This window comes from Mycobacterium lentiflavum, from assembly GCF_022374895.2.
GTDB classification, from domain to species: Bacteria; Actinomycetota; Actinomycetes; order Mycobacteriales; family Mycobacteriaceae; genus Mycobacterium; species Mycobacterium lentiflavum.
Map to the genome: position 1 here is coordinate 276,758 of NZ_CP092423.2, position 24,157 is coordinate 300,914.

The 24,157-nt window shown below is 65.5% G+C and carries 18 protein-coding genes and 1 riboswitch; of the genes, 12 read left to right on the forward strand and 6 right to left on the reverse strand.

Translation table 11 applies throughout. The annotated features are described in order from the left end of the window. Positions 1–33: 33 nt before the first annotated feature. Genes MJO58_RS01355 through MJO58_RS01385 form a run of 7 tightly spaced genes read left to right on the forward strand, consistent with a single transcriptional unit; the run spans position 34 to position 9,508 of the window. Positions 34–897 (forward strand): SDR family NAD(P)-dependent oxidoreductase, encoded by an 864-nt coding sequence (locus MJO58_RS01355; protein ID WP_434086393.1) that lies wholly within the window; start codon positions 34–36, stop codon positions 895–897. Beyond that, entirely contained in the window at positions 897–2,306 is a 1,410-nt protein-coding gene (locus MJO58_RS01360; protein WP_239721790.1) for an aromatic ring-hydroxylating oxygenase subunit alpha, read from the forward strand. The genes MJO58_RS01355 and MJO58_RS01360 overlap by 1 nt, the downstream gene beginning before the upstream one ends. After that, entirely contained in the window at positions 2,303–4,171 is a 1,869-nt protein-coding gene (locus MJO58_RS01365) for a flavin-containing monooxygenase (protein WP_239721791.1), read from the forward strand. The genes MJO58_RS01360 and MJO58_RS01365 overlap by 4 nt, the downstream gene beginning before the upstream one ends. 23 nt (positions 4,172–4,194) lie before the next feature. After that, on the forward strand, positions 4,195–5,121 hold the full coding sequence (locus MJO58_RS01370) for an SDR family NAD(P)-dependent oxidoreductase (RefSeq protein WP_239723486.1): 927 nt from the start codon (positions 4,195–4,197) through the stop codon (positions 5,119–5,121). Between the two features lie 13 nt (positions 5,122–5,134). Then, positions 5,135–6,277 carry a CaiB/BaiF CoA transferase family protein gene (locus tag MJO58_RS01375; protein ID WP_090598360.1) on the forward strand — a complete coding sequence of 381 codons (1,143 nt, stop codon included), beginning with the start codon at positions 5,135–5,137 and terminating at the stop codon, positions 6,275–6,277. Positions 6,278–6,321: 44 nt separating this feature from the next. Then, positions 6,322–8,034, forward strand: coding sequence for a thiamine pyrophosphate-binding protein (locus tag MJO58_RS01380; RefSeq protein ID WP_090598361.1), 1,713 nt, complete (start codon positions 6,322–6,324; stop codon positions 8,032–8,034). A 43-nt stretch (positions 8,035–8,077) separates the two neighbouring features. Then, positions 8,078–9,508, forward strand: a complete 1,431-nt coding sequence (locus tag MJO58_RS01385) for an aldehyde dehydrogenase family protein (protein ID WP_239721792.1) — start codon at positions 8,078–8,080, stop codon at positions 9,506–9,508. 84 nt (positions 9,509–9,592) lie between these two features. Here the strand turns inward: MJO58_RS01385 and MJO58_RS01390 are convergent, their stop codons facing one another. After that, positions 9,593–9,853: a hypothetical protein gene (locus tag MJO58_RS01390; RefSeq protein WP_239721793.1), complete on the reverse strand. Its 261-nt coding sequence runs from the start codon at positions 9,851–9,853 to the stop codon at positions 9,593–9,595. Here MJO58_RS01390 and MJO58_RS01395 point away from each other — a divergent pair. Next, positions 9,767–11,746 carry an SGNH/GDSL hydrolase family protein gene (locus MJO58_RS01395; RefSeq protein ID WP_239723487.1) on the forward strand — a complete coding sequence of 660 codons (1,980 nt, stop codon included), beginning with the start codon at positions 9,767–9,769 and terminating at the stop codon, positions 11,744–11,746. The two genes, MJO58_RS01390 and MJO58_RS01395, sit on opposite strands and share 87 nt — an antisense overlap. 4 nt (positions 11,747–11,750) lie before the next feature. On the opposite strand, the gene MJO58_RS01400 is transcribed toward MJO58_RS01395, so the two are convergent. Next, a complete protein-coding gene (locus tag MJO58_RS01400) occupies positions 11,751–12,410 on the reverse strand; it encodes an O-methyltransferase (protein WP_239721794.1) in 660 nt (219 codons plus the stop codon). A 132-nt stretch (positions 12,411–12,542) separates the two neighbouring features. Continuing rightward, positions 12,543–12,770, forward strand: a riboswitch (M-box (ykoK) riboswitch). A 108-nt stretch (positions 12,771–12,878) separates the two neighbouring features. Between MJO58_RS01400 and MJO58_RS01405 the strand changes: the two genes are divergently transcribed. Both MJO58_RS01405 and MJO58_RS01410 read left to right on the forward strand, forming a co-directional pair. Further along, positions 12,879–13,253 carry a hypothetical protein gene (locus MJO58_RS01405; protein WP_239721795.1) on the forward strand — a complete coding sequence of 125 codons (375 nt, stop codon included), beginning with the start codon at positions 12,879–12,881 and terminating at the stop codon, positions 13,251–13,253. Positions 13,254–13,361: 108 nt separating this feature from the next. Beyond that, positions 13,362–15,005, forward strand: coding sequence for an NRAMP family divalent metal transporter (locus MJO58_RS01410; RefSeq protein ID WP_239721796.1), 1,644 nt, complete (start codon positions 13,362–13,364; stop codon positions 15,003–15,005). A 3-nt stretch (positions 15,006–15,008) separates the two neighbouring features. On the opposite strand, the gene MJO58_RS01415 is transcribed toward MJO58_RS01410, so the two are convergent. Continuing rightward, entirely contained in the window at positions 15,009–15,962 is a 954-nt protein-coding gene (locus tag MJO58_RS01415; protein WP_239721797.1) for an NADP-dependent oxidoreductase, read from the reverse strand. A 127-nt stretch (positions 15,963–16,089) separates the two neighbouring features. Here MJO58_RS01415 and MJO58_RS01420 point away from each other — a divergent pair, with 127 nt between their 5' ends. Further along, positions 16,090–16,686, forward strand: a complete 597-nt coding sequence (locus MJO58_RS01420; protein WP_239721798.1) for a hypothetical protein — start codon at positions 16,090–16,092, stop codon at positions 16,684–16,686. A gap of 9 nt (positions 16,687–16,695) precedes the next feature. Here the strand turns inward: MJO58_RS01420 and car are convergent, their stop codons facing one another. Further along, on the reverse strand, positions 16,696–20,265 hold the full coding sequence (gene car / locus MJO58_RS01425; protein WP_239721799.1) for a carboxylic acid reductase: 3,570 nt from the start codon (positions 20,263–20,265) through the stop codon (positions 16,696–16,698). Positions 20,266–20,420: 155 nt separating this feature from the next. Beyond that, positions 20,421–21,176, reverse strand: a complete 756-nt coding sequence (locus MJO58_RS01430) for a L,D-transpeptidase (RefSeq protein ID WP_239721800.1) — start codon at positions 21,174–21,176, stop codon at positions 20,421–20,423. Positions 21,177–21,366: 190 nt separating this feature from the next. On the opposite strand from MJO58_RS01430, the gene MJO58_RS01435 reads away from it, so the two are divergent. Next, a complete protein-coding gene (locus MJO58_RS01435) occupies positions 21,367–22,299 on the forward strand; it encodes a LysR family transcriptional regulator (protein ID WP_239721801.1) in 933 nt (310 codons plus the stop codon). On the opposite strand, the gene oxc is transcribed toward MJO58_RS01435, so the two are convergent. Continuing rightward, entirely contained in the window at positions 22,283–24,025 is a 1,743-nt protein-coding gene (gene oxc / locus MJO58_RS01440; RefSeq protein WP_239721802.1) for an oxalyl-CoA decarboxylase, read from the reverse strand. The two genes, MJO58_RS01435 and oxc, sit on opposite strands and share 17 nt — an antisense overlap. Positions 24,026–24,157 lie beyond the last annotated feature (132 nt).

Below are 24,157 nucleotides of genomic sequence, written 5' to 3' on the forward strand. Positions count from 1 at the left end.
ACAAGCCAAGTCCACGGCAGGCGAAAGCAGGTCATGGACGATCACGTGGATCACGACGCCCTCTTCGGACTCGACGGCCGCGTCGTGGTGGTTTCCGGCGCCGGCGGCGGCGGCATCGGCACGATCGTCACCGCCATGACCGCCCGGGCGGGCGCCACGGTGATCGCGGTCAGCCGGTCGAAGGAAAACCTGGACGAGCACATCGATCCGCTGGCCGCTCAGGGACTGCCCGTGGTCCCCATCGTCGCCGACGCATCCACCGACGAGGGCATCGCCACGGTGATCGACCAGGCGCGCCGCGCCGAGGGCGGCTTGTACGGGCTGGTCAACGTCGCCGGCGGCGCGCAACCGTCGACGTGGATGCCGTCGACCCGGGTGACCCGCAGCGACTGGCGCAAGATCTTCACCGACAATCTCGAAACGGCGTTCTTCATGAGCCAGGCCGTGGCGAGCGAACTGGTCGCCCAGCGACAGCCGGGATCGATCGTGTCGATCTCCTCGATCAGCGGCATGAACACCGCCCCGTTTCACATCGCCTACGGGACGGCCAAGGCCGCGATCGTCGCGATGACCCGCACGATGGCCGTCGAATTGGCGGAGTCGGGAATCCGGGTGAACGCGGTGGCCCCCGGCGTCACCGAGACGGCGGCGTCGCGCACCTACGTCGACGAGGATCCCGAACGGGACCGACAGGCAATCGCGATGGGCCGGCGCGGGCGGCCCGAGGAGCAGGCCGGCGCGATACTGTTCTTGCTCTCCCAGATGTCGAGCTACATCACCGGTCAGACGCTGCTTGTCGACGGCGGCCTGGACCTCAAATGGACCCATCTCGGCGCCGACAACACCTCGCTTTTTCTCAAGGACGAATCCTTCCGTGCCGAGATTAGGAGGATGTGATGGCCGACCGGGCCAAAGGCGTGAATTCCGAAGCAGCCGAGGAACTATCGAGGCCGACGACCATCGGCGTCGAGGCCTACATCTCCGAGGACTATGCCCGCGCAGAGCGCGACAAGCTGTGGCGCCGGGTCTGGCAGCAGGTCGGGCGCGTCGAAGAGTTACCCGAGGTGGGCAGTTATCTCACCTACGACATTCTCGACGACTCGATCATCGTGGTGCGGACCGGCAGCGACGAATCGGGCGGATTTCACGCCCACCACAACGTCTGCATGCACCGTGGCCGGCGGCTGATCGACACACCCGAAGGCGCCAAGAATGCTTGTGCCCGAACGCGAAAGTCGTTCGTCTGCGGCTTCCACGGCTGGACCTATGGTCTCGACGGCGTGTGCACGCACATCCGCGAGCGGCAGGACTGGCAGCAAGCGCTGACGCCGGACAACACCCACCTGCGGCCGGTCCGGGTCGACACCTGGGGCGGGTGGCTGTGGATAAACATGGACCCCGACTGTGAGCCGCTGGCGGATTACCTGTTCCCCGCCGCGAAGATTCTGGACCCGTTCGGGTGTGAGAACATGCGCTACAAATGGCGCAAGTGGGTTGAATTCGACTGCAATTGGAAGGTCGCGCTGGAGGCGTTCAACGAGACCTACCACGTCTACACGACCCATCCGGAGTTCAATAAATTCGGCGAATTCAAGGGCTGGGCGAAGGCGCAAGGCAAACACAGCCACATCGGCTATGACGCTCCCGAGGACATGGAGGCCACCAAGTCCAAGATCCGCCTCGGCATCGGCGCCGATCCGCGCGTGTCGACCGCCCAGATGCAGGTGTACACGATGGAAGAAACCAACGCCACCACCACGCAGACGCTGGTGAATGCCGCCAAGCGGCTGGTCGACGAGTTGCCCGAGGGGACACCGGCCGACAAGGTTCTCGAGCACTGGCTGACGTCGGCCCGTCGCGACGACGAGGCCCGCGGCGTGATGTGGCCGACGATTCCCGCAGACATCCTGGGGCAGGCCGGCACCGCATGGCAGATCTTCCCGAACTTCCAGATCGGGCAGGGTCTGACGAGCGCGCTGTGCTACGGCGCGCGGCCGCACCCCAGCTACAACCCCGACAAATGCATTTTCGAGGTGTCGGTCTTCGAGCTCTACCCGAAAGGCGAAGAACCGCAGACGGAGTGGGAACACACGCCGGTCGGTGACCCGAGGTGGCGGTCGGTGCTTCCGCAAGACTTCTCCAATATGGCCGCCGTGCAGCAGGGCATGAAATCGCTCGGCTTTCCGGGCACCAAGCCCAACCCATACCGGGAACGCAGCACGGTCAACTTGCACTACCAACTATCGAGATACATGGGTACCGGTGAGCCCCAGGAGCTTTCAGGTAAGGAGCGCCCCCCGGCATGACGCCCGGCACGGAAGAACACCAAGATGGTTGCGGGCCTACTCAGACGCCTGACGACTTCGACATCGCCGCGCTGCGCGAGAAATATCGCCAGGAGCGCGAAAAGCGACTGCGCAAGGAGGGCGGCGCGCAGTACCTCGAACTCGACGGTGACCTGGCCGAACTCTACGAGGTAGACCCGTACACACCGGTGGCCGACCGCTCCCCGATCGACGAGGACATCGAGGTGGCCGTCCTCGGCGGCGGGTTCGCCGGGCTGTTGTCGGGCGCCTACCTGAAAAAGGCTGGCGTGCAGGATGTTCGGGTCATCGACATGGCGGGGGACTTCGGCGGAGTGTGGTACTGGAACCGCTTCCCGGGCATCCAATGCGACAACGACGCCTACTGCTACATCCCGATGCTCGAGGAGCTCGCCTTCCTGCCGAGCAAGAAGTTCGCCGACGGCGCCGAGATCTTCGCGCACTGCCAGGCCATGGGTAAGCACTTTGGCCTCTATGACGGCGCGATCTTCTCAACGCAGGTCGAGACCATGCGCTGGGACGAGACGAGTAAGCGCTGGCGACTGATCACCAACCGCGGCGACGACATTCGCGCGCGGTTCGTGGTGATGGCGCAGGGCTCATACAACAAGCCGAAGCTGCCCGGTATCCCCGGTATCAAGGAGTACCTGGACAGCGGCGGCCACGCGTTCCATTCCGCACGCTGGGACTACGATTACACCGGCGGCGACTCTAACGGCGGCCTGCATAGGCTGGCCGACAAGCGGGTCGCACTCGTCGGTACCGGGGCTACCGGCGTCCAGCTGGTGCCGCATCTCGGCCGGGATGCCAAGCAGCTCTTCGTATTCCAGCGCACCCCGTCGTCGGTGGACATGCGCGCCAACACGCCCACCGACCCGGCCTGGGCGGCGGCTCTGCAGCCCGGTTGGCAGGAGGAGCGCAAGCGTAACTTCCACAACTGGTCACCGTTTGTGGGGGTGGTCTTCGGCGAACCAGATCTGGTGTGCGACTTCTGGACCGAATTGGGCCGCAACATGACCGCCCGGATTGCCGCCAGCCCGGATCCCGCCTCGCTGGGGATCGAGGAGATCATGGCGATCCGGGAGGAAGAGGACTACAAGATCATGGAGCGGCTGCGCCGCCGGGTGGCCGCGCTGGTCGACGACCCCGACACCGCCGAGGCGCTCAAGCCGTACTACCGCTTCATGTGCAAGCGGCCGTGTTCGAGCGAGACGTACCTCCCGGCGTTCAACCTGCCCAACGTGACGTTGGTGGACGTGTCGGAGTCCAAGGGAGTGGAACGCCTGACGGAAAAGGGCATAGTCGCCAACGGCGTCGAGTACGAGGTCGATTGCGTCGTATTCGCCAGCGGGTTCGAGATCTCCACGGAGATCAGTCGGCGCTTCGCGGTCGACGTCATCGAGGGCCGAGACGGGCTGTCGCTGTTCGACTATTGGCACGACAGGTACCAGACGCTGCACGGCATTACCACCCGCGGATTCCCTAACCAGTTCTTCACCGGCTTCATCCAGGGGGGCGTCTCGGCCAACACCACCGCGATGTTCGAGCAACAGGCCGAGCATATCGCCTACATCATCGCCGAGGCGCATAAACGCGGCGCGACCACCGTCGAACCCAGTCAAGAGGGCCAGGACGGCTGGGTCAAAACGGTCGCCGAACTCGCGATCGACAACTCGGCCTTCGAGATGTCTTGCACCCCTGGCTATTACAACAATGAGGGTCAGGGTGGCGCCAAAGACAATGGTGCGTTCCTCGGTGATTTCTACTCGCCGGGCTTCTACGCCTTCGGTGACCTGATCGCCGAGTGGCGCGCCAAGGGTGACCTGGAAGGCCTTGAGCTTTCGTGAGCGAGTTGCGGTTCGACGACCGCGTGGCCGTGGTGACCGGGGCCGGTCGCGGGCTGGGTCGCGCCTACGCGCAACTGCTCGCCTCACGCGGGGCGAAGGTGGTGGTTAACGACGTCGGCGGCAGCCTCGACGGCGCCGGGGTCGACGCCGGTCCGGCCGAGCAGGTGGTCGCCGAGATCACCGCGGCCGGGGGAGCCGCCGTCGCGTGTGGCGCGTCGGTCGCGACCCGAGAGGGCGGCGAGGCGATCGTCGCGGCCGCTCTCGAAACCTTCGGCCGCATAGACATTCTGGTGCACAACGCCGGCAACGTCCGTCCCGGTTCGCTCAAGGACATGAGCTACCAGGACTTCGACGCCGTGCTCGACGTGCATTTGCGCGGCGCGTTCCACGTGGTGCGACCGGCGTTTCCGCTCATGTGCGAGGCCGGCTACGGCCGCATCGTGCTGACGTCGTCGATCGGCGGGCTGTACGGAAATCACAACGTGGCGAATTATGCCGCCGCCAAGGCCGGTGTGATCGGGCTGTCCAACGTGGCCGCGCTCGAAGGCGCCGCCGAGGGGGTGCGGTGCAACGTGATCGTGCCGGCCGCGGTGACACGCATGGCCGAAGGCATCGATACCTCGGCCTATCCGCCGATGGGTGCGGAACTTGTTGCACCCGTGGTGGGTTGGCTCGCGCACGAATCGTGCTCGGTGTCTGGTGAACTGTTCGTCGCGCTGGCGGGTCGGGTGGCCCGCGCCGTCATCGCGGAGAGCCCGGGCGTGTGCCGGTCATCGTGGACGATCGAGGACGTCGGCAACCACCTGGATGCGATCCGTTACGTCGAAGCGCCGCTGATCTTTCCGGTCGCCCCGGATGGCCATCACGCGCACCTCCGTTACAGCTTCGAGCTGGCTCAGAGGTCTCACGAACGACCTGGCTCAAACGACCAAGGAGCGCACCATGGCTAGCCCGACAGGCCCGATGACCGGGGTGCGCGTGGTCGACCTCACCGCGATGGTGATGGGACCGTACTGCACGCAGATCTTGGCCGACATGGGTGCCGACGTCATCAAAGTCGAACCGCCCCAGGGGGATAACACCCGCTACATCTCGGTGGGGCCGGCGCCCGGCATGAGCGGGGTATTCGTCAACGTCAACCGCGGCAAGCGCAGCGTCGTGCTGGACCTGCAAACCGACGCCGGAACTTCTGCACTGCGCGCTCTCGTCGAGACCGCCGACGTCTTCATCCACTCGATGCGCGCCAAGGCAATCGCGAAGCTGGGCTTCGGCTATGACGCCGTCGCCGCCATCAATCCCGCGATCGTCTACACCAATTGCTACGGGTATGGGCGACGCGGACCCGATCACGACCGTCCCGCCTACGACGACACGATTCAGGCCGAATGCGGCCTGCCCGCGGTGCAGCAGCAATTGACCGGTGAGGCCGATTACGTCGGCACCATCATGGCCGACAAGATCGCCGGACTGACGGCGCTGTACGCGACGATGATGGCGTTGTTTCACCGCGAGCGCACCGGGCAGGGGCAAGAGGTCGAGGTCGCCATGTTCGAAACCATGGCCTCGTTCATGCTCGTCGAACACGCCAACGGTGCCATGTTCGACCCTCCCCTGGGGCCGGCAGTGTATCCGCGCACCGTGGCACCCAACCGGCGCCCCTATCGCACCAGCGATGGCTACATCGCCGCGTTGATCTACAACGACAAACACTGGAACGCCTTCATGGAAGCCGTGCAGCCGCCGTGGGCCAGCGAGCTGTATTCGACGCTGGAACAGCGCGCGCGCGAAATCGACACCGTCTACGGGTTGGTCGCCGAGACGATGAAAGAGCGTTCCACCGCCCAGTGGCTAACGCTGTTGCGCCAACTCGAGATACCGGTCGCGCCGCTGAACACCCCCGGCGCGCTCTTCGACGATCCGCATCTGGCCGCCGTCGGCATGTTCGAGACGGTGGACACCCCGCACGGGCCGGTGCGATTTCCCGGCGTGCCCACCTGGTTCTCGCAGACGCCGGGCCGCGTGGCGGGGCCGGCGCCAGAGCTCGGGGCTGACACCGCGGCCGTCCTCGACGAACTCGGTCTGGCTGTCGACGTGAACCCGGGATAGCGCTTGCTAAACGAAATCTATTGCTAGTAGAGGAGTTTCCAATAATGACCGTGCCCGTTTACAAACGCATCCTCGACCTGTTCGAGGCTGAGGGCGTGAATACGCTGTTCGGCATCCCGGACCCGAACTTCGTGCACATGTTCGCCGAGGCCGACGCGCGCGGGTGGTCGGTGGTCGCACCGCATCACGAACTGAGCGCGGGATTCATGGCCGAGGCGGCGTCGCGGATGACGGGTAACCCCGGACTGTGCATCGGCACGCTGGGCCCGGGCATGGCCAACATCGCCGGAGCGATCCAGTGCGCGCTCGTGGAGAACTCGCCGGTGATCTTCCTCGGCGGTCAGCGGGCCCGCGTCACCGAGCGTCGGGTGCGCCGCGGCCGCATCCAATTCGTACAACAGGAGCCCCTTTTCGCCGCGTCGGTGAAGTACAGCAGCTCGATCGAATACGCCGACCAGACCGACGAGATCATTCATGAGGCCATCCGCAAGGCGATGTCCGGCACCCCGGGTCCGTGCTACGTCGAGTTCCCGTCGCACGTCATCCTCGAGGAACTCGATGTCGCCGAGGCGCCACCGCCCAGTACCTACCGGCTGGTTAACCAGGGCGCCGGCACCCGCGAGGTGGCCGAGGCCGTCAAGCTGATCCGCGAGGCCAAGAGCCCGGTCCTGCTGGTCGGCCATGGCGTGCACACCACCCGTACCCAACAACAGGTCAAGGAGCTGGCCGAGCTGATGGCCTGCCCAGTGATTCAGACCTCCGGCGGCACCTCGTTCATCCCGGGACTGCAGGAGCGGACGTTCCCCTACTTGTTCTCCCCGGCGGCCAACGACGCGGTCGAGGAATCCGACCTGTGCGTCGCGCTGGGTACCGAACTCGGTGAGCCGATGCACTACGGCCGTACCCAGCATTGGGCGGGCAACAATGCGAACCGCAAATGGGTTCTGGTCGAGCAGGATCCGACCGCCATCGGGGTCAACCGCCCGATCGATGTGGCGCTGGTCGGCGATCTACGCGGTGTCGTGCCACAGCTGGTCTCCGCGCTCAAGGAATCTGCGCGCAAACCCGCGCCCGCGCTGGCGGTCCTGATCGATAAGGATGCGAAAGAACTTGCGGACATGGCGGAATCGGCACCGTCCGGACGCTCACCGATTCACCCGGCGCGCTACGTCGTCGAGGCCACCAAGGCGTTCAACGAACTCGAGGACGGCATCATGGTGCGCGACGGCGGCGCGACCGTGATCTTCGGTTGGACCTATTCGCAGTCCAAGCCGCGTGACGTCATCTGGAACCAGAACTTCGGCCACCTCGGCACCGGATTGCCCTACGCGGTCGGAGCGTCCGTCGCCGAGGGCGGCAAGCGTCCGGTGATGCTGCTGACCAGCGACTCCGCGTTCCTCTTCCACATTGCTGAGTTGGAAACCGCTGCGCGGCAAAATCTTCCGCTGGTGTGCGTGGTAGGCGTCGACCACCAGTGGGGCTTGGAGGTGGGCGTGTACAAGCGCACCTTCTCCCAGCCGTCGCCGCAGCCCGGTGTGCATTGGAGCAAGGACGTCCGGATGGACAAGGTTGCCGAGGGCTTCGGCTGCCACGGCGAGTACGTCGAGAAGGAAGAGGAGATCGGCCCGGCGATCGCTCGCGCCTACGCCAGTGGCAAAGTCGGGGTGGTGCACGTGTGCATCGACCCCAAGGCCAACTCCGAGGAGATGCCCAAGTACGACCGATTCCGGACCTGGTATGCCGAAGGCACTCAGTAGGCAAAAGACGCATTAGGCAAAAGGATTTCGAGAAGGAGGAGCCATGCGCGAATACCTGAACTTCTACATCGACGGCAAGTGGGTTGAGCCATTGCAGCCCAATGCTTTCGACGTGGAAAACCCGGCAACCGAGCAAGTGTCCGGCAAGATCTCGCTGGGCTCGGCGGCCGACGTCGACGTGGCGGTCAAGGCCGCGCGGCACGCCTTCGCCAGCTGGTCACAAAGCAGCCGCGAACAGCGGCTGGACCTGTTGCAGGCGATCCTTGCCGAATACCAGAAGCGCTCGGGCGACCTCGCCGAGGCGGTCACCGAGGAAATCGGCGCGCCGGCGTCGCTGGCCGCGGGGCCGCAGGTCTTTCTCGGCATCGGTCACCTGAACACGGCTATCGAGGCCTTGAAGAACTTCGCGTTCGAGGAACACAAAGGGGCGAGCCTGATCACGAAGGAGCCGATCGGTGTCTGCGGACTGATCACGCCGTGGAACTGGCCGATCAACCAGGTCGCGGTCAAGGTGTACCCGGCGTTGGCGACTGGCTGCACCGTCGTCTTGAAACCGTCTGAGGTAGCACCGTATTCGCCGTACATCTTCGCCGAAATCCTTGACGCCGCGGGTGTGCCGCCCGGAGTGTTCAACCTGATCAACGGCGACGGTGCGGGCGTGGGCGTCGCCCTGGCCAGCCATCCCGACATCGACATGGTGTCGTTCACCGGATCCACCCGCGCCGGTATCGAGGTGGCCAAGCTTGCCGCCTCGACCGTAAAGCGAGTGACCCAAGAGCTCGGTGGCAAGAGCCCCAACATCGTGCTCGACGACAGCGGCTTCGCCGACGCTGTTCGCGCCGGGGTGTCCAACATGATGCCGAACTCCGGGCAGAGCTGTAACGCACCGACGCGCATGCTGGTGCCGAACTCGCGGATGGCCGAGGCGATCTCCATCGCGCGGGAGGCCGCCGAACAGGTCACGGTGGGGCACCCCGACGCAGGGACGACGATCGGGCCGGTGGCGTCGAAGACGCAGTTCGACAAGGTCCAACGGCTGATCCAGCAGGGCGTCGACGAAGGCGCGACCGTTGTGGTGGGAGGCCCGGGCCGGCCCGACGGGCTGGATAAGGGCTACTACGTCAAGCCGACGGTCTTCGCGCACGTCACCAACGACATGACGATCGCGCGCGAGGAGATCTTCGGGCCGGTGCTGTGCATCCTCGGCTACGACGACCTCGACCAGGCCGTCGAGATCGCCAACGACACCGACTACGGCCTGGCCGGGTTCGTCTCCGGAGCCGACCTCGACAAGGCACGTGAGGTCGCTCGCAAGATTCGCGCCGGCTGGGTGACGATCAACCATGCCTTCGACATGAACGCGCCCTTCGGCGGCTACAAGCGCAGCGGCAACGGTCGTGAGTGGAGCGAGTTCGGCTTCCACGAGTATCTGGAAGTCAAGAGCACCCTGGGTTACGCCCCGGACAGGGCCTGACACTCTAGGCCAAGACCGAACACGCCACAGCCGAAAACCGGCGCGTGTCTGCGCCGTATCCGACGCCGTCGCCCCTAAGCTTGCTCAAATCAAGAGGAGGGGCGACGACGTATCGGCAGCAACTACCGCGCCGGGCACCAGAGTGGTCAGGGCGCGCTTAAAGCGGGCACTGAGCCGGACGGGACAGACTCCGCGCCGGCTTTTTCTGCTCGGCAGCATCGTTGGGTAGACCCGGTACGTCGTGTCGGTCGGCTTGCGATTTGGGATAAACCCGAGCAGCGCACCGGGATTCCCGCGCTGGATGGACTTCGTGCGGTAGCGGTCGCCCTGGTGCTCGCCGACCACGGGGGCATCCCGGGCGTGAGCGGCGGGTTTCTGGGCGTCGACGTCTTCTTCGTGCTCAGCGGATTCCTGATCACCTCGCTGTTGCTCGACGAACTCGGGCGGACCGGTCGCGTCGACCTCACCGGGTTCTGGATTCGCCGGGCCCGCCGGCTGCTTCCGGCGCTGGTGTTGATGGTGCTGGCGGTCGGCGCCGCCCGCGAACTGCTTCCCGCGCAAGCTCTTACCGGGTTGCGCGACGACGCGATCGCGGCGTTCTTATGGATGGCGAACTGGCGTTTCGTCGCGCAGCAGACCGACTATTTCACCCAGGGTGCGCCGCCGTCGCCACTGCAGCACACCTGGTCGCTCGGCGTCGAGGAGCAGTACTACTTCGTCTGGCCGGTGCTGCTGATCGTGGTCACCCTGCTGCTGGCCGCGCGGGCCAAGCGCTACTTCATGCGGGCCACGGTCGGCGACGTGCGCTTCGCGATCTTCGTAATCGCCACGTTGGGTGCGTTGGCCTCGGCGGCGGCCGCGATCGTGTTCGTCTCCGGCACCACGCGTGATCGCATCTACTTCGGCACCGACACTCGCGCGCAAGCTTTGCTGGTCGGTTCCGCGGCGGCGGCTCTGCTGGTTCGGGATTGGCCGTCACTCAACCGCGGCTGGTGCATGATTCGCAGCCGTTGGGGACGGCGAGTCGCCCGCTTGCTGCCGATGATCGGGGTAGCGGGGTTGGCGGCGGCGGCGCACTTCGCGTCGGGCAATGTCGCCGATTTCCGTCACGGCCTGCTGATCGGTGTCGCGATCGCGGCGGTCTTCGTGGTCGCACCGGTGGCGATGGAGCAGCGCGGTCTGGTCGCTCGCATTCTCGCCGCGCCACCGCTCGTCTGGCTGGGCACCATCTCCTACGGCATCTATCTGTGGCACTGGCCGATCTTTCTGGCGCTCAACGGCGAACGCACCGGATGGTCGGGACTACCGCTGTTCGCAGCCCGGTGCGGGCTCACGCTGGCGGTGGCCGCCGCGTCGTATTGGCTGATCGAACAACCCGTCCGTCGCTGGCGGCCGGCCCGGGTGGCGCTGCTGCCGCTGGCCGCCGCCACCGTGGCCAGCGCCGCCGCGATCACGCTGCTCCTGATTCCGGTCGGCACCGGAACCGGCCTGCGCGAGACCGGTCTTCCCCCCGGCGTTTCATCGGTCGCCGCGGTGTCGAACGCGCCGCCGGGTGGAAGCCGCCCGGTCGGGCCGCGAAACCCCAACCGGCCGTTCACCGTTTCGGTCTTCGGTGACTCGATCGGCTGGACCTGGATGCACTTCCTGCCGCCGACGCCCGGATTCGCGTTCCTCGACCACACGGTCATCGGGTGCAGCCTGGTTCGCGGCACCCCGTACCGCTACATCGGCCAGACCCTGGATCAGCGAGCCGAATGCGACACCTGGCCGGGCAGATGGGCAACCGAGATCAGTCAGGACCAGCCGGACGTCGCGCTGCTGATCATCGGCCGCTGGGAGACAGTGGACCGGGTCAACGAGGGGCAGTGGACCCATATCGGTGACCCGACGTTCGATGCGTACCTCAACGCCGAGCTGGAGCGAGCACTGAATATCGTGAGCGCCAGCGGGGTTCGGGTAGTGGTTGCCACGGTGCCGTACAGCCGGGGCGGCGAGAAGCCGGATGGCCGGTTATATCCGGAGGATCAGCCGGACCGGGTCAATCAATGGAATGCCATGCTGCGCAAGACCGTTGCTCAGCACCCAAACGTGCAGATCCTGGATCTCAACAAAAAGCTTTGCCCCGACGGCGTTTACACCGCCAAGGTGGACGGCATCAAGGTTCGCAGTGACGGCGTCCACCTCACCCCGGAAGGGGTCAAGTGGCTGACGCCGTGGCTCGAAGAGTCGTTGCGGTAAGCGCTTAGTCGTTGGTGCGGCAGCTGACTTCCATGCTGTCGTTTTCCCGGACCAGGAAATTGAAGCTGGTATAGCCGTTGGCGGGATCGCGTACCCGATCGAGATACGGCGCCATGTCGGGCGCGCTGGCGTTGTCGGCGACCACCAAAGCGCCTGTGGCAAGCCGGGGTTCAAGCAGTTTGAGCACCGGAAGATAGAGATCCTTCCAGCCGTCCAACAAGACGAATTCGACCGGCCCGGTCTGGTCCTCCAGCGTGGTCAGGGCATCACCTTCGAGAATTGTGATGACGTCGTCCAAGCCGGTCTCGGCGAATGTCTTCTTCGCGGCGGCAATCTTGCTCGCACTGAGCTCCGTGGTCACCACGCGCCCCGCGCCGTTGTCGCGGACGGCCGCGGCCAGATGAATGGCCGAGATACCGAACGACATTCCGAATTCGACTACCGTCGTCGGACGGGTCGCCCGGACCAGTGCGTACAGCAGCCGGCCGGCGTCCGGTGTCACCGGGATGTAGAACTCGCTCATCGCCTCGGTGCGTTCCGCGGTGGTCATCGGGCGCTCGAGCTGACCATGGCGCTCACGCAGCAGTGACATCTGGTTCTGCGTCTCGGTGTACATCCGGTCGAGCACGCTCTCGACGCGAGGATCTTGCAAGGTTGTGGCCATGACCTAGAGGGTAAGCCTCAGCGACTTTTACCCGGGCCGTGAGCGCAGACTCGCAGGTGTGACCCAGAACACGCGGGTCGCAATTGTCAAGGAGTTTGACGAGCAATGGGTGTCAGTGCCAGCATGGTTGGGCAAGCACCTCGGTAGGTGAGGCGTCTGCACGGACACAGGCCACTGACCCCGAACGTCGAGAGACGCCCCGGGTCAGGACAGCTCTTCCCGGACACAAGGGTTGAGCCCAAGTGGCTTCTGGACGAGGAGCGATCGCAAGCGCGGCGAAGCCGGGCGCAGCGGGTCGCAACCATCGGCTCATTCCAGATACGCCGTGCAGTGCCGAAGCTCCGACGAGAGGGGTGCGGTCGGCTGGCTCATTGGCCCGGCATCCGTACCTCTCCCGCGTGTGAAACGTGGACACCCGCGCGTGTCATGGCCGTGAGGAGGTGAGGGCGAGATGAGTCCCGGCGATAGTTGCTATCCGACATCCATCTTGAACCGATCCGGTTCCGGCATTTCTTTCTGCTGACGCAGCTCAATTTGGCTGTTCCGCAAGCTGACGGTGGCGACTGCCCCGTTGTATTTGGCGTGCCGACGAACCGCTCGGGCTTCTCTTCCGACAGGGGGAAGACCATGACTTTTGTTGTTGCACAGCGTATTCGCAGCCTTGGAAGGTTGCGCGGACGGTCGATGCTGCGTGCGGGTCGGCTGCTGACAAACAGGTTGTGCACCTTGCACATCCCGACGCCCGAAGAGCGGGCGAACCTGTATGTGTCGCTGACGCCCGTCGCCGTGCTCTCGTCCGCGCCGGGCGGACAATCACCGGGCGGTGGAGGAAACGACCGGTGATTCGTTCCGCCAGCGGTCCCCAGCGGCGGGCGGGGGGTTGGCAGCCCGCCGCTGGGGCGCATTGAACACCCGACTTGGGTAGCCCGACTCCGAGATAGCGAGAATGACATGACGTTGATTTCCCCCGGTCCGCCGGCCGCGCAGGCCGCGTTGGATTCCGCGCACACCGGCGACATCGTCGGAGCCTTCGGCCGTATCAAGCGCGACGGCGCCGGCACGTTGGGCGGGCGGTGGCGCCGGTTACGCACCCTGCTGGTGATCACCGGACCCGGATTGATTGTCATGGTGGGCGACAATGACGCCGGTGGCGTCGCGACGTACGCGCAAGCCGGCCAGGACTACGGGATGAGCCTGTTGTGGACGCTGGCCTTGCTGATTCCGGTGCTCTACGTGAACCAGGAGATGGTGTTGCGGTTGGGTGCGGTCGCCCGAGTCGGTCACGCACGCCTGATCCTCGAGCGCTTCGGAAAGTTCTGGGGCGCATTCAGTGTCGGTGATCTGCTCGTCCTGAACGCCCTGACGATCGTCACCGAATTCATCGGCGTCGCACTGGCGTTGGGATTCTTGGGCTGTCCGAAGATAGTCGCGATCCCAGCCGCCGCGGTCCTGCTGTTCGCCGTGGTCGCCGGCGGCTCGTTTCGGCGCTGGGAGGGGCTGATGTTCCTGCTGATCGCGGTCAACGTCGTGATGCTCCCGATGGTGCTGATGGTGCATCCGAGTCCGAAAGTAGCTGTCGGCGGCCTGGTTCCACAGTTCCCGGGTGGACTGAACTCAGGAGTTCTGCTGTTGATCATCGCGATCGTCGGGACCACGGTGGCGCCATGGCAGCTGTTCTTCCAACAATCCAACGTGGTGGACAAGCGCATCACAGCACGTTGGATTCCTTATGCACGAGCCGATTTGATCATCGGCATCGTCGTGGTCATCGTCGGGGCGACGGCGCTGATGGCAGTCACCGCCTTCGGTCTGGCCAAAACCGGCAGCTTCACCGATGCCGGCGCGGTCGCGAACGCCCTGCGCCACCCCGTTGGCGTGCTGTTCGCGGTGATCCTGCTCGACGGTTCGTTGATCGGGGCCAACGCAATCGGGCTGGCCACCACCTATGCCATCGGTGACGCGATGGGCAAGCGGCATTCCCTGCACTGGAAAATCAGCGAGGCGCCCTGGTTTTACGGCGGTTACGCCCTGTTGCTGGGTGCATCGGCCGCGGTGGCATTCAGCCCTGATCACATCCTCGGGCTGGTGACCCAGGGCGTGCAGGCGCTGGCCGGCATCCTGCTGCCCTCGGCGACCGTATTCCTGGTTCTGCTCTGCAATGACCGTGCGATCCTGGGGCCGTGGGTAAACACGTTGTGGCAGAACGTCGTTGCGTGGGCCATCGTGTGGGCACTGGTGCTACTGTCGCTGGCGCTGACCGCGGCGACGTTCTTCCCCAACCTTTCCACGGCTGCCCTCCAGGGAGGGCTGGCGGCTGGTGCGGCGGTGGGCGTAGCTTGTGGCGCGGTGGCGATTATCGGCGACCAGGGGTACAGCGCTACTCGCGCGGCCAAACTCGCCTTGCCACTCGGCCGGGCCGAAAGCCGAGCCCTGCGTCGGCAGGAACAGCAGACCTGGCAGGCTCCGGACCTGAGGTCTCTTGCCCGCCCGGCTCTTTCGCCGATTCGCCGGACGGGGCTGTTGATCCTACGCGGTTACCTGGTGCTGGCCGTCGTATTCGTGATCGTCAAGATCGTGGAGATCGGCGTCGGCTGACGACTACGGCGAACCATTGGGCAGCAGAACGATTTTGCCGTGCGTGTGGCGGCGCTCGAGTTCCTCGAAGGCGTCAGCCACCCGATCCATCGGGAAGGTCGCGGCGATGTCGAAATCGACGGCACCGCTGGCGATGAGATCGGCGACCTCGGCGAGCACTTCAGGTGTCGAGGCTTCCGCGCTGCCTTCGGTTTTGGCGCCGACTTCGGCTGCCTTCTGGAACGAGATGATGGTGTCTATCCGCTCTGGGGCAACGCCGAGATCGGCGGCCAGCTGGACGTAGTCGGGTCCGAATAGGTCGATGAACGCGTCGATTCCGTTCGGCGCCGCCTCGCGCAGCCGGTCGGCCAACCCTTGAAGATCAGCGCCGTAGCCGATGGGAATGACGCCGTGCGCCCGCAGCCATTCGGCGTTGCCCTCGCCGGCGATGCCGAGCACTCGCGCCTGGCGCAGGACCAGCAGCTGGACGACGAGACTGCCGACACCTCCGGCCGCCGCCGACACGGCGACGGTCTCCCCCGGTTGCGGTGCGACCGCACGCACGGCAGCGTATGCGGTTGCCGCGACGACATAGAGCGAACCCGCTGCCTCCCAACTCAATTGCGGGGGCTTGTGGATCAACTGACCGACCGGGACGGCGGCGTGGGTGGCATGGCTCGATCGCCGGAGGCTGAACCCCAGCACCTCGTCGCCGACCGCGAACCCGGTGACTCCCGGATCGGTCGCCGTCACGACACCGGCGAGGTCGCTGCCTTGCCCGGAGGGAAACGTGGCGGGAAACATTTCGTGCATCGCTCCCGATCGGATCGCGGCCTCGCCGGGATTGATGCCGGCGGCGCGAACCTCGACAACGACCTCGCCCCGGCCGGGTGCCGGCATGTCGATATCTCCCACGTACAGCACGTCACGGCCGCCGTAGCGGTCGAACCGTACCGCGCGCGCCACCTCAGCCGTCATCTCGATCTCCTTACCACTTGAATCGAAACTTGCGCCCCGCCCCTGGCCAGGATAGGCGCGAACCGGCGCCCGTCGACCGGGCGTATGTTCATATGCGCTGGCCCTGTTCTCGACCGAAAGGATGCCCATGCGACGTGCGCGTAGGACCGTCACCGGTTGGGTGGCCGCCGCCACGGTGGTCGGCATCGCGATCACCGGCTGCGCCAACAACGGCAGGACGTCGGCCCCGCCATCCAAGAGCGGCGCTACGTCGGCTCCCAGCACGCCGGCGGGACCTCCGCCGGATTACAGCGGGTTGCTGATCCAGCCCGGCGATCTCGGCGGGGACTTCACGGCGCCGCAACCCCCAGTGCTGAACTCCAACAACACGGCCGGCGTTGCGCAGCTGTTCGTCAATGCGGACAACAGCCGGCGTATCGGCGACACCATTCTGGTCGTCGCCGATCCCTCGATCGCCGCTGCCGCCCTGGAGAACACCAAGACGAACTACACGAAGAAGGTCGCCGGCACGTGGCAGCCCGTCGACGTCGGCACTAACGGTGCGATGATTTCGGGCGCTTCGCCGGATAATTCGCAGGCGATCGCGGTGTTGTTGTTCACCGAGGGCAGGGCGCTGGTCAACTTGGAATTCGACAGCGCACCCAACGACCCGATCGACCCGGCAGTCGCCACCGATGTCGGCCGCAAGCAAGCCGCAGCGGTCAAGAACGGTTTGCACGGTTAGCTTTTCGGGCTAGACCAGCCCGACCAGTCGCAGATCCGCGACGTATTTCTCGATCAGCCGCTCCGACAAGTGCGGAATGTCTTGGTCCACACCAATTTTCGCTGCCTGCACCGCGCCGCGGAAAACGTCCGTAGGCGCCGGCGCTCCCCGCAGGGGTGCCTCGGGCTTACGGTAGACCTCGAGCAACGGAAGCACCGAATGCTGACGCTGTTTGTCCGGTAGCGCCCGCAGCGCCGTTTCGAAACGCCCGAACCATTCGTCGTGGTCGTCGATGCGCCGGATGTCGTTGCCGCCGGCGATCAGCCAGTCGACGAAGACGTCCAGCGAGATGCCGTCGTCATGCGGGTTCATCACGTCGAAGGACCGGAACTCTCCGGCCGTCGCCGTCTGCTCACCCAGCGTGGTCACCGACTCCGCCACGAAGTCGGCGGGCAGACCGTCGTAGTGCGCCACCGCCCGGTTTCCTTGCGAGTCGGTTTGGTAGAACGACCACGGTGCGATACCGGTCACCAGCAAGCTGAAGATCAACCGGGTGAACGCATCCGGGACGTTGAGCTGGCCGGCGTACCGGCTGTGCGCGAGGATCATGTCGGACCGGAACACCGCGGCTGGCAACCCGCATAGGTCGTGCGCCTCCCGCAGCAGCACCTCGCCGCCCCACTTGCTGTTCGCGTACCCGTTTGCGTAGCTGTCGTCGACGGCACGTACCGCGCTGACGGTGCGGATGTCGCCGTCCTCGGCGAACGCGTCGGGATCCACCGACATGGCCACCGCAACGGTTGACATGTACGTGACCGGCTTGATGCGTGTCGTGATCGCCAGGCGGATCAATTCGGCGGTCCCCACGACGTTCGGGCCGAACAGCTGGTCGTACGGCAGTACGTGGTTGACCAGCGCGGCGGGGTGCACGATCATGTCGACGTCTCGGGCGAGGCGCTCCCAAGTCTCTTGGCCCAAGCCAAGATTCGGCTCGGCGATGTCGCCGACGATGACCTCGAGGTGATCGGCCGCCAGGGTGCGGTAGCGCTGCAGCAGTTGTGGATCACCGCTGTCGAAAACACCTTCCAGGCGCTTGGCGGCGGCTTCGGTGTCGGTGCCGCGGATGACGGTGATGAGCTTTCCGCCTCTTTCGGCAAGCCGTTCCAGCAATTCCAGGGTAAGGAAGCGACCCAGATAGCCGTTGGCGCCGGTGAGCAGCACCGTGTGCGGTGTGTCGGTGGCGTGCGGCAGCTTCGGGGCCGCGGCCAGGGTGGGGGCGTCGATGAACTTGTCGAGGGTGAGTTCGGACGCGCGGACTTCGGTGGCGCCGCGGCCGTGCACGGTGGAGAACGTGGGGCGCTTGGCACCCGATTCACGTTCCGATTCCACATATTCCGCGAGTTGACGCAAGTCGGACGCGGGGCTGATGATCTGGCCCACCGGTACTTGCACATCGAAGATGTCCTGCAGCAGGTTAGAGAAGGTCAGCGCGGACAGCGAGTCGCCACCTAGATCCAGGAACTGCGTGTCCGGCTGCGGCGGACCGCCGGGCAGGCCTAGTAACGCCTCGGCGGCGCGCGTCAGGGTGTCGATCACCGGCCGCTCAGCCGCGCCGTCGCGCAGTGCACGCAGTTCGGCGGTGCGGGTGGCGGCGAGCTCGGCATAGAGGTCTTCCAGCCGGGCGCCGTAGTGCTCCTTCAGCTTGGGGCGCAACAGCTTTCCGACCCCGGACAGCAGGCCGTTGTCCTCGCTGAACGGCTCGGAGTCGACCAGGAAGTCGGCGGGCACTTCGTAGGATTGCAGCTCGGCGAGTTTGGCAGTGCGGCGCAGGGATTCACTCAGCGCTGCCTTGAGGCCATCCGGATCACCGGCGAATCGTTCCTCGGCTTCCAGAGTCGGGACCACGACGGCCAACAGGTAAGGCCGTTCGCTGTTGCCGTACACGAAGATCTGCCGCACCAGCGCTGCGCTGCTGAAGACGGCTTCCAGGCGCGCTACCGCGACGAATTCGCCTTGCGCCAACTTCAATACGTTGTTGCGCCGGTCGACATAGACCAGACGATCCGGCCCGACCTCGGCCATCACGTCGCCGGTGCGATAATAACCATCGGGGTCGAACGCATTCGCGGTCACATCGGGGCGTTTGAAATACCCGCCGAATGCGGTCTGGGACTTCACCAGCAGCTCGCCGCGCGGGTGCGGCTTGTCGGAGTGGAAATAACCCAATTCGGGCACGTCGACCAGTTTGTAGTCGAGGATCGGTGGCCGGCTCACCACACCGTCCTTGAACACCATCCCCACCTCGGTCAACCCGTAACCGTCGAGCACATGGGTGTCCAAGCACGACTCGATGAAGGTCTTCATCTCTGCCGCCAGCGGCGCGGTGGTGGAGAAGCTGGTTATCACTCGTCCGCCCAGAAGTTGTTCGCGCAGTTCAGCTTTCGCCGCCGCGTCAGCTTCCTCGGGCTCGGCGCCGTGGTCGATCAGTCGCTCCACCGCACTTTGGTAACGCTGGTAGAGCATCTCGACCACCCGCGGCACCATGCCCATTTCGGTGGGGCGCACCAGATTCCAGTCGTCGAACAACGTGGAGAGGTCACTCTCCGGTACGAAATAGCTGGTGCCACCGGCTTGGAACGACGACGACAGCGGTATCCGTCCGCCCACGTGGTTTAGTGGCATGAAGTTGACGTTGAACACCGGTATATCAGCGAATTCGGGGTAGAGCTCGTTGGTCCACAGCTTCAAGATCATGCGCTCGGTGTACATCGCCCCCTTGGGCAGGCCGGTGCTACCCGAGGTGTACATGATCATGGCCAGCCGCTCGTCGGTTTCGCCGGTGTAGATCGGCTCCTGCGGCAATGCGCGGCCACGCTCGACCAATTCGTCGAAGGTCTCGATGGTGACCGCCATGCCGGCCTCGGCCAATGTCGCCTGCGCGTGCTCGAGGTGCTCCCGCTGATCGTCGATCTCCGGCTGGTAGTCGAAGACCACCAGGCGCCGCAACGATGTGCTGCCCAGCGCGGCCTCGACGGCGAGGTCGAGATATTCCGCCCCGGTGGCGAGCACCTGGGGTTCGATTTCGGCGACGATCGGCTGTAGCCGCGACGCCGTCGCGTTGTGCTGCAGCGGCACCGCCACCAGGCCCAGGTAGCCGGTCACCAGGTCAAGCGTCAAGTACTCGGGGCTCGCGAAGCCGAGAGTCGCGACCACGTCCCCCGGCGTCACTGCAGCGGCCTCGTCGCGGCGCCACGCCGTGGCGACGGCGCGGACGTTGGCCCACAGATCGCGGTAGCTGATCGTGTCGAATCGGGGGAGTAGCCGGGTGGTGGTGCGGCCGGTCGCGGGATCGGTGGTCAACTCGCGAGCGCGCCACCCCAATGCGGGGCGGTCACCGTAGCCTACGACGAACATCTCGAGGATCTGCGGAAGCCGAAGACCGGGCTGGCGAGCCGCGGCTTGCAGCACCAGATCCGGCTTGGCGTTTTGATATTGCGCGTCGGTCGCCTCCAGCCGCCTGATGCGCTCGGCGACTCGTTCTCGTGGGGTGGCCGTCGCACTAGCGCCGGTGCTGGTGTCGCGCCTTGCATCAGTAGTCATGCCAGCCCCCAGGCTCTCGTTCGGACGACTCTCTAGCGCAAACCATTGGCTCGCTATGAGTCTTCCACCCGGTCACTGTGAGCGTCGCCACACCCAATGTCGCCAGCGGCGCGGCATCGCGAATCTTTTGCCCGGACCCTGCGGGCTCGGGACTGCTACGCGACGACCTGAATGGGGTCGCCGACGTTGACGTTGTTGAAATACCACGCGGCGTTGTCCGGGCTCAGGTTGATGCATCCGTGGCTGACGTTGGCGTGGCCCTGTGAGTCGACGGACCAGGGTGCCGAGTGCACGTACACACCGCTCCAGGTGACGCGGACCGCGTACTGAGCGGTGATCTTGTATCCCTCCGGCGAACTCAGCGGGATACCGATCGTCCGCGAGTCCATGACGACGCTGCGTTGCTTCTCGAGGGCGGTGAAGTTACCGATCGGCGTCGGGCGGCTGGGCTTACCCATCGACGCGGGCATCGTGCGCAGAATTTCGCCGTCCCTGCTCACGGTGAAGGTGTGTGCGGAGAGGCTGGCAACACCCAGGAACGCGTCGCCGGTGTCGAAACCCGTTGTCAGTTCCTGCACATCCACCGAAACGTGGCTGTGGGCAGGCCAATACTGGTTCGGAACCCATTGCACGACGTTATTTTCGGGCCACTCGAAGTGTCCGGTGATGTTGCTTGGGGAGGCAACGTGGATGGAGCGTTCGACGGCGGATCGGTTGGTCACCGGCGCGGTGAATTTCACGACGACCGGGTGCGCAATCCCCACCACCGCGCCGTCGGCCGGCAAAATCGAGGCAATGGCGGGGGTGGGCGCGGGTACCGGGACGGAGGCGACCGCCTGGGAACCGGATCCCAGCACGCCAAAACCCGTGATCGCGACCATAACAAATAGATAACGAACCCCACGACGCATGGCGTCAACCCTCCGAGATGGTGCGATCAACACGACGATATTCTACTGGCTGTCTGGCCATTAGCGTTTTAGCAAACAATTACACTGCCGCCCGGTCTCCACGATAACGATCGGATCACCGGTTGAGTTCGATCGTCACCGACTGGTTAACCTCAGCGGAATCGGTGCCGCCAGACCCGAGGAGGTGCGAGTGCTCTTTCGTCAGCTGGAGTACTTCGTCGCGGTCGCCCAGGAGCGCCACTTCGCCCGGGCCGCCGAGAAGTGCTACGTGTCGCAGCCCGCGCTGTCCGCCGCGATCGCCAAGCTGGAACGTGAACTCAACGTCACGCTGATCAACCGCGGGCACAGCTTCGAAGGTCTCACTCCCGAAGGTGAGCGACTGGTCGTGTGGGCCAAGCGGATTCTTGCCGAGCATGACGCATTCAAGGCCGAGGTGGACGCGGTGCGCTCGGGAATCACCGGAACGCTTCGGCTCGGCGCTGTGCCCACCGCATCGACGACGGCGTCGCTGGTGCTGTCGGCCTTCTGCTCGGCGCACCCATTGGTCAAGGTGCACATCAATTCCCGGTTGGCCGCCACCGAAGTGTACCGGCGCTTGCGGGAATTCGAGCTCGACGCCGCGATCGTGCACGCATCGCACGATGACGCGCACGACGTGGACTTGGTGCCGCTTTATGCGGAGCGCTACATACTGCTGTCGCCGTCGGATATGTTGCCGTCCGGCGCAACAACGTTGCGGTGGCCGGATGCCGCGCAATTGCCCCTGGCGTTGCTCACCGCCGACATGCGGGACCGCCAAATCATCGACGAGGCCTTCGCCGGCCACGGCATCACCGTCAGCCCGCAGGTCGAAACCGACTCGGTGGCTTCACTACTCGCACAGGTCGCCTCCGGCAACTGGGCGTGTATCGTCCCGCATACCTGGCTGTGGACCTCGCCGCTGGGTGCAGAGATCCGGGCGGTCGAAATGGTCGATCCGATCGTCAAGGCCGAAATCACGTTGGCCACCAACTCCTCGGGGCCCGGATCGCCGGTTGCCCGGGCGCTCGTCGCCTCCGCGCACGAACTCTCGTTGGACGAGTTCTTCAACGCTGCGCTGGTGGGGGTTACCCGTCGTCGCTGACCTTAGCCGCGCTGGTCGGGTTGAGACTCGCCAGGTGTCCGCTCTCCACCCCGGCCGCCGGGTCGAGTTCACAGTCGATCAGTGACGGCCCGTTCGACGCGAGCGCTTCGGCCAGCGCCGACTGCAGTTCGGCGGGGGTGGTGACGTGATATCCCTTGCCGCCGAACGCCTCTGCAAGTAGCTCGTGCCGGGCTCCGGCGTTGAGCACAGTGGGGGCGGGGCTGTCTCCGGTGGGCTTTTCGTCGCCGCGGTACACGCCTCCGTTGTTGAGGATGACAACGGTCACCGGCAGCCGGTAGCGGCAAATGGTCTCGATTTCCATGCCGCTGAACCCGAACGCGCTGTCGCCCTCGATCGCGACGACGGGCCGGCCCGTCTCGACGGCGGCGGCGATCGCGTAACCCATGCCGATGCCCATCACACCCCAGGTCCCGGTGTCGAGGCGATGCCGCGGCAACTCCATCTCGATCACGTTGCGGGCCAGATCCAGCGCATTGGCACCCTCATTGACGATGTAGACATCCGGATTCGCTTGCAGCACTGAACGAATCGCACCGAGCGCGTTGTAAAACCGCATCGGATGCGGATTTTCGGCGAGTCGCTCGCTCATCTTGGCGTCGTTGCGGGCTCGGCGATCGGCCAGCTCGTCGGTCCATTCCGTCGACACCGTGATCGGCCGGGTGGCCAGACCGTCGCGCAACGCGAACATCACCGAACCGATGTCGCCGGCCAGCGGCGCCACGATCGGCTGGTTGCTGTCGAACTCCGACGCCGCGATGTCGATCTGCACGAACTTTGCGTCGGCCGCCCACTGCGGCGACTCCCCATGGCCGAGCAGCCAATTCAGCCGCGCGCCGACCAACAACACTGTGTCGGCGCGGGCGATGGCCAGTGAGCGTGCGGCCACGGCGGACTGCCGGTGCGAATCCGGCAGTAGGCCCTTGGCCATCGACATGGGCAGGAACGGAATTCCGCTGGACTCGACGAAGTCCCGGATCACGCCATCGGCCTGCGCGTACGCGGCGCCCTTACCGAGCACGATCAGCGGCCGGCGCGCCCGCGCGAGCACGTCCAGCGCGCGATCGACCGCCTCCGGGGCGGGCAGCTGGCGCGGCGCGGGATCGATGACCCGCCAGACGCTTTCGGCCCCCTTGGCGGCGTCGATGGCCTGTCCTAGCACCGTGCCCGGGATGTCGAGGTAGACACCGCCCGGCCGCCCGGAAACGGCAGTGCGGATCGCGCGCGCGATGGCGAGCCCGATGTCCTCGACCCGCTCGACCCGGTAGGCCGCCTTCACGAAAGGCCGCGCGGCGTTGAGCTGATCCAGGTCCTGATAGTCGCCGCGCTGCAAGTCGACCAGCGCTCGATTGCTCGAGCCCGAGATCTGGATCATCGGGAAGCAGTTCGTGGTGGCGTTGGCCAGCGCGGGCAGGCCGTTGAGAAACCCGGGCCCGGAGGTCGTCAAGCACACCCCCGGGCGGCCGGTGAGAAACCCGGCGGCCGCGGCGGCGTTGCCGGCGGAAGTCTCCTGCCGGAAACCGATGTACCGCATACCGCAGGCCTGCGCGACCCGGGCGAGGTCGGTGATCGGGATGCCGACGATGCCGTAGATCGTGTCGATGTCGTTGGCCTGGAGCGCATCGACGACGAGGTGGAAGCCGTCGGTCAGCGCGGCGTCCCGCGGCTCGTCCGGCGCAGTGGTGGATGATGCCGAAAGTGTGGTCATTGCCCGACTCCTCGCGTGTCCGTGCCCGTCATCCACCACTGTGGTCCGCGTCCCCGTCGCTGTCCAAGACCAAGCCGCTATGCAGCGATTCACGGTGGTTATCGACCGCTGCCCAGCCGCTCGATAGCCACG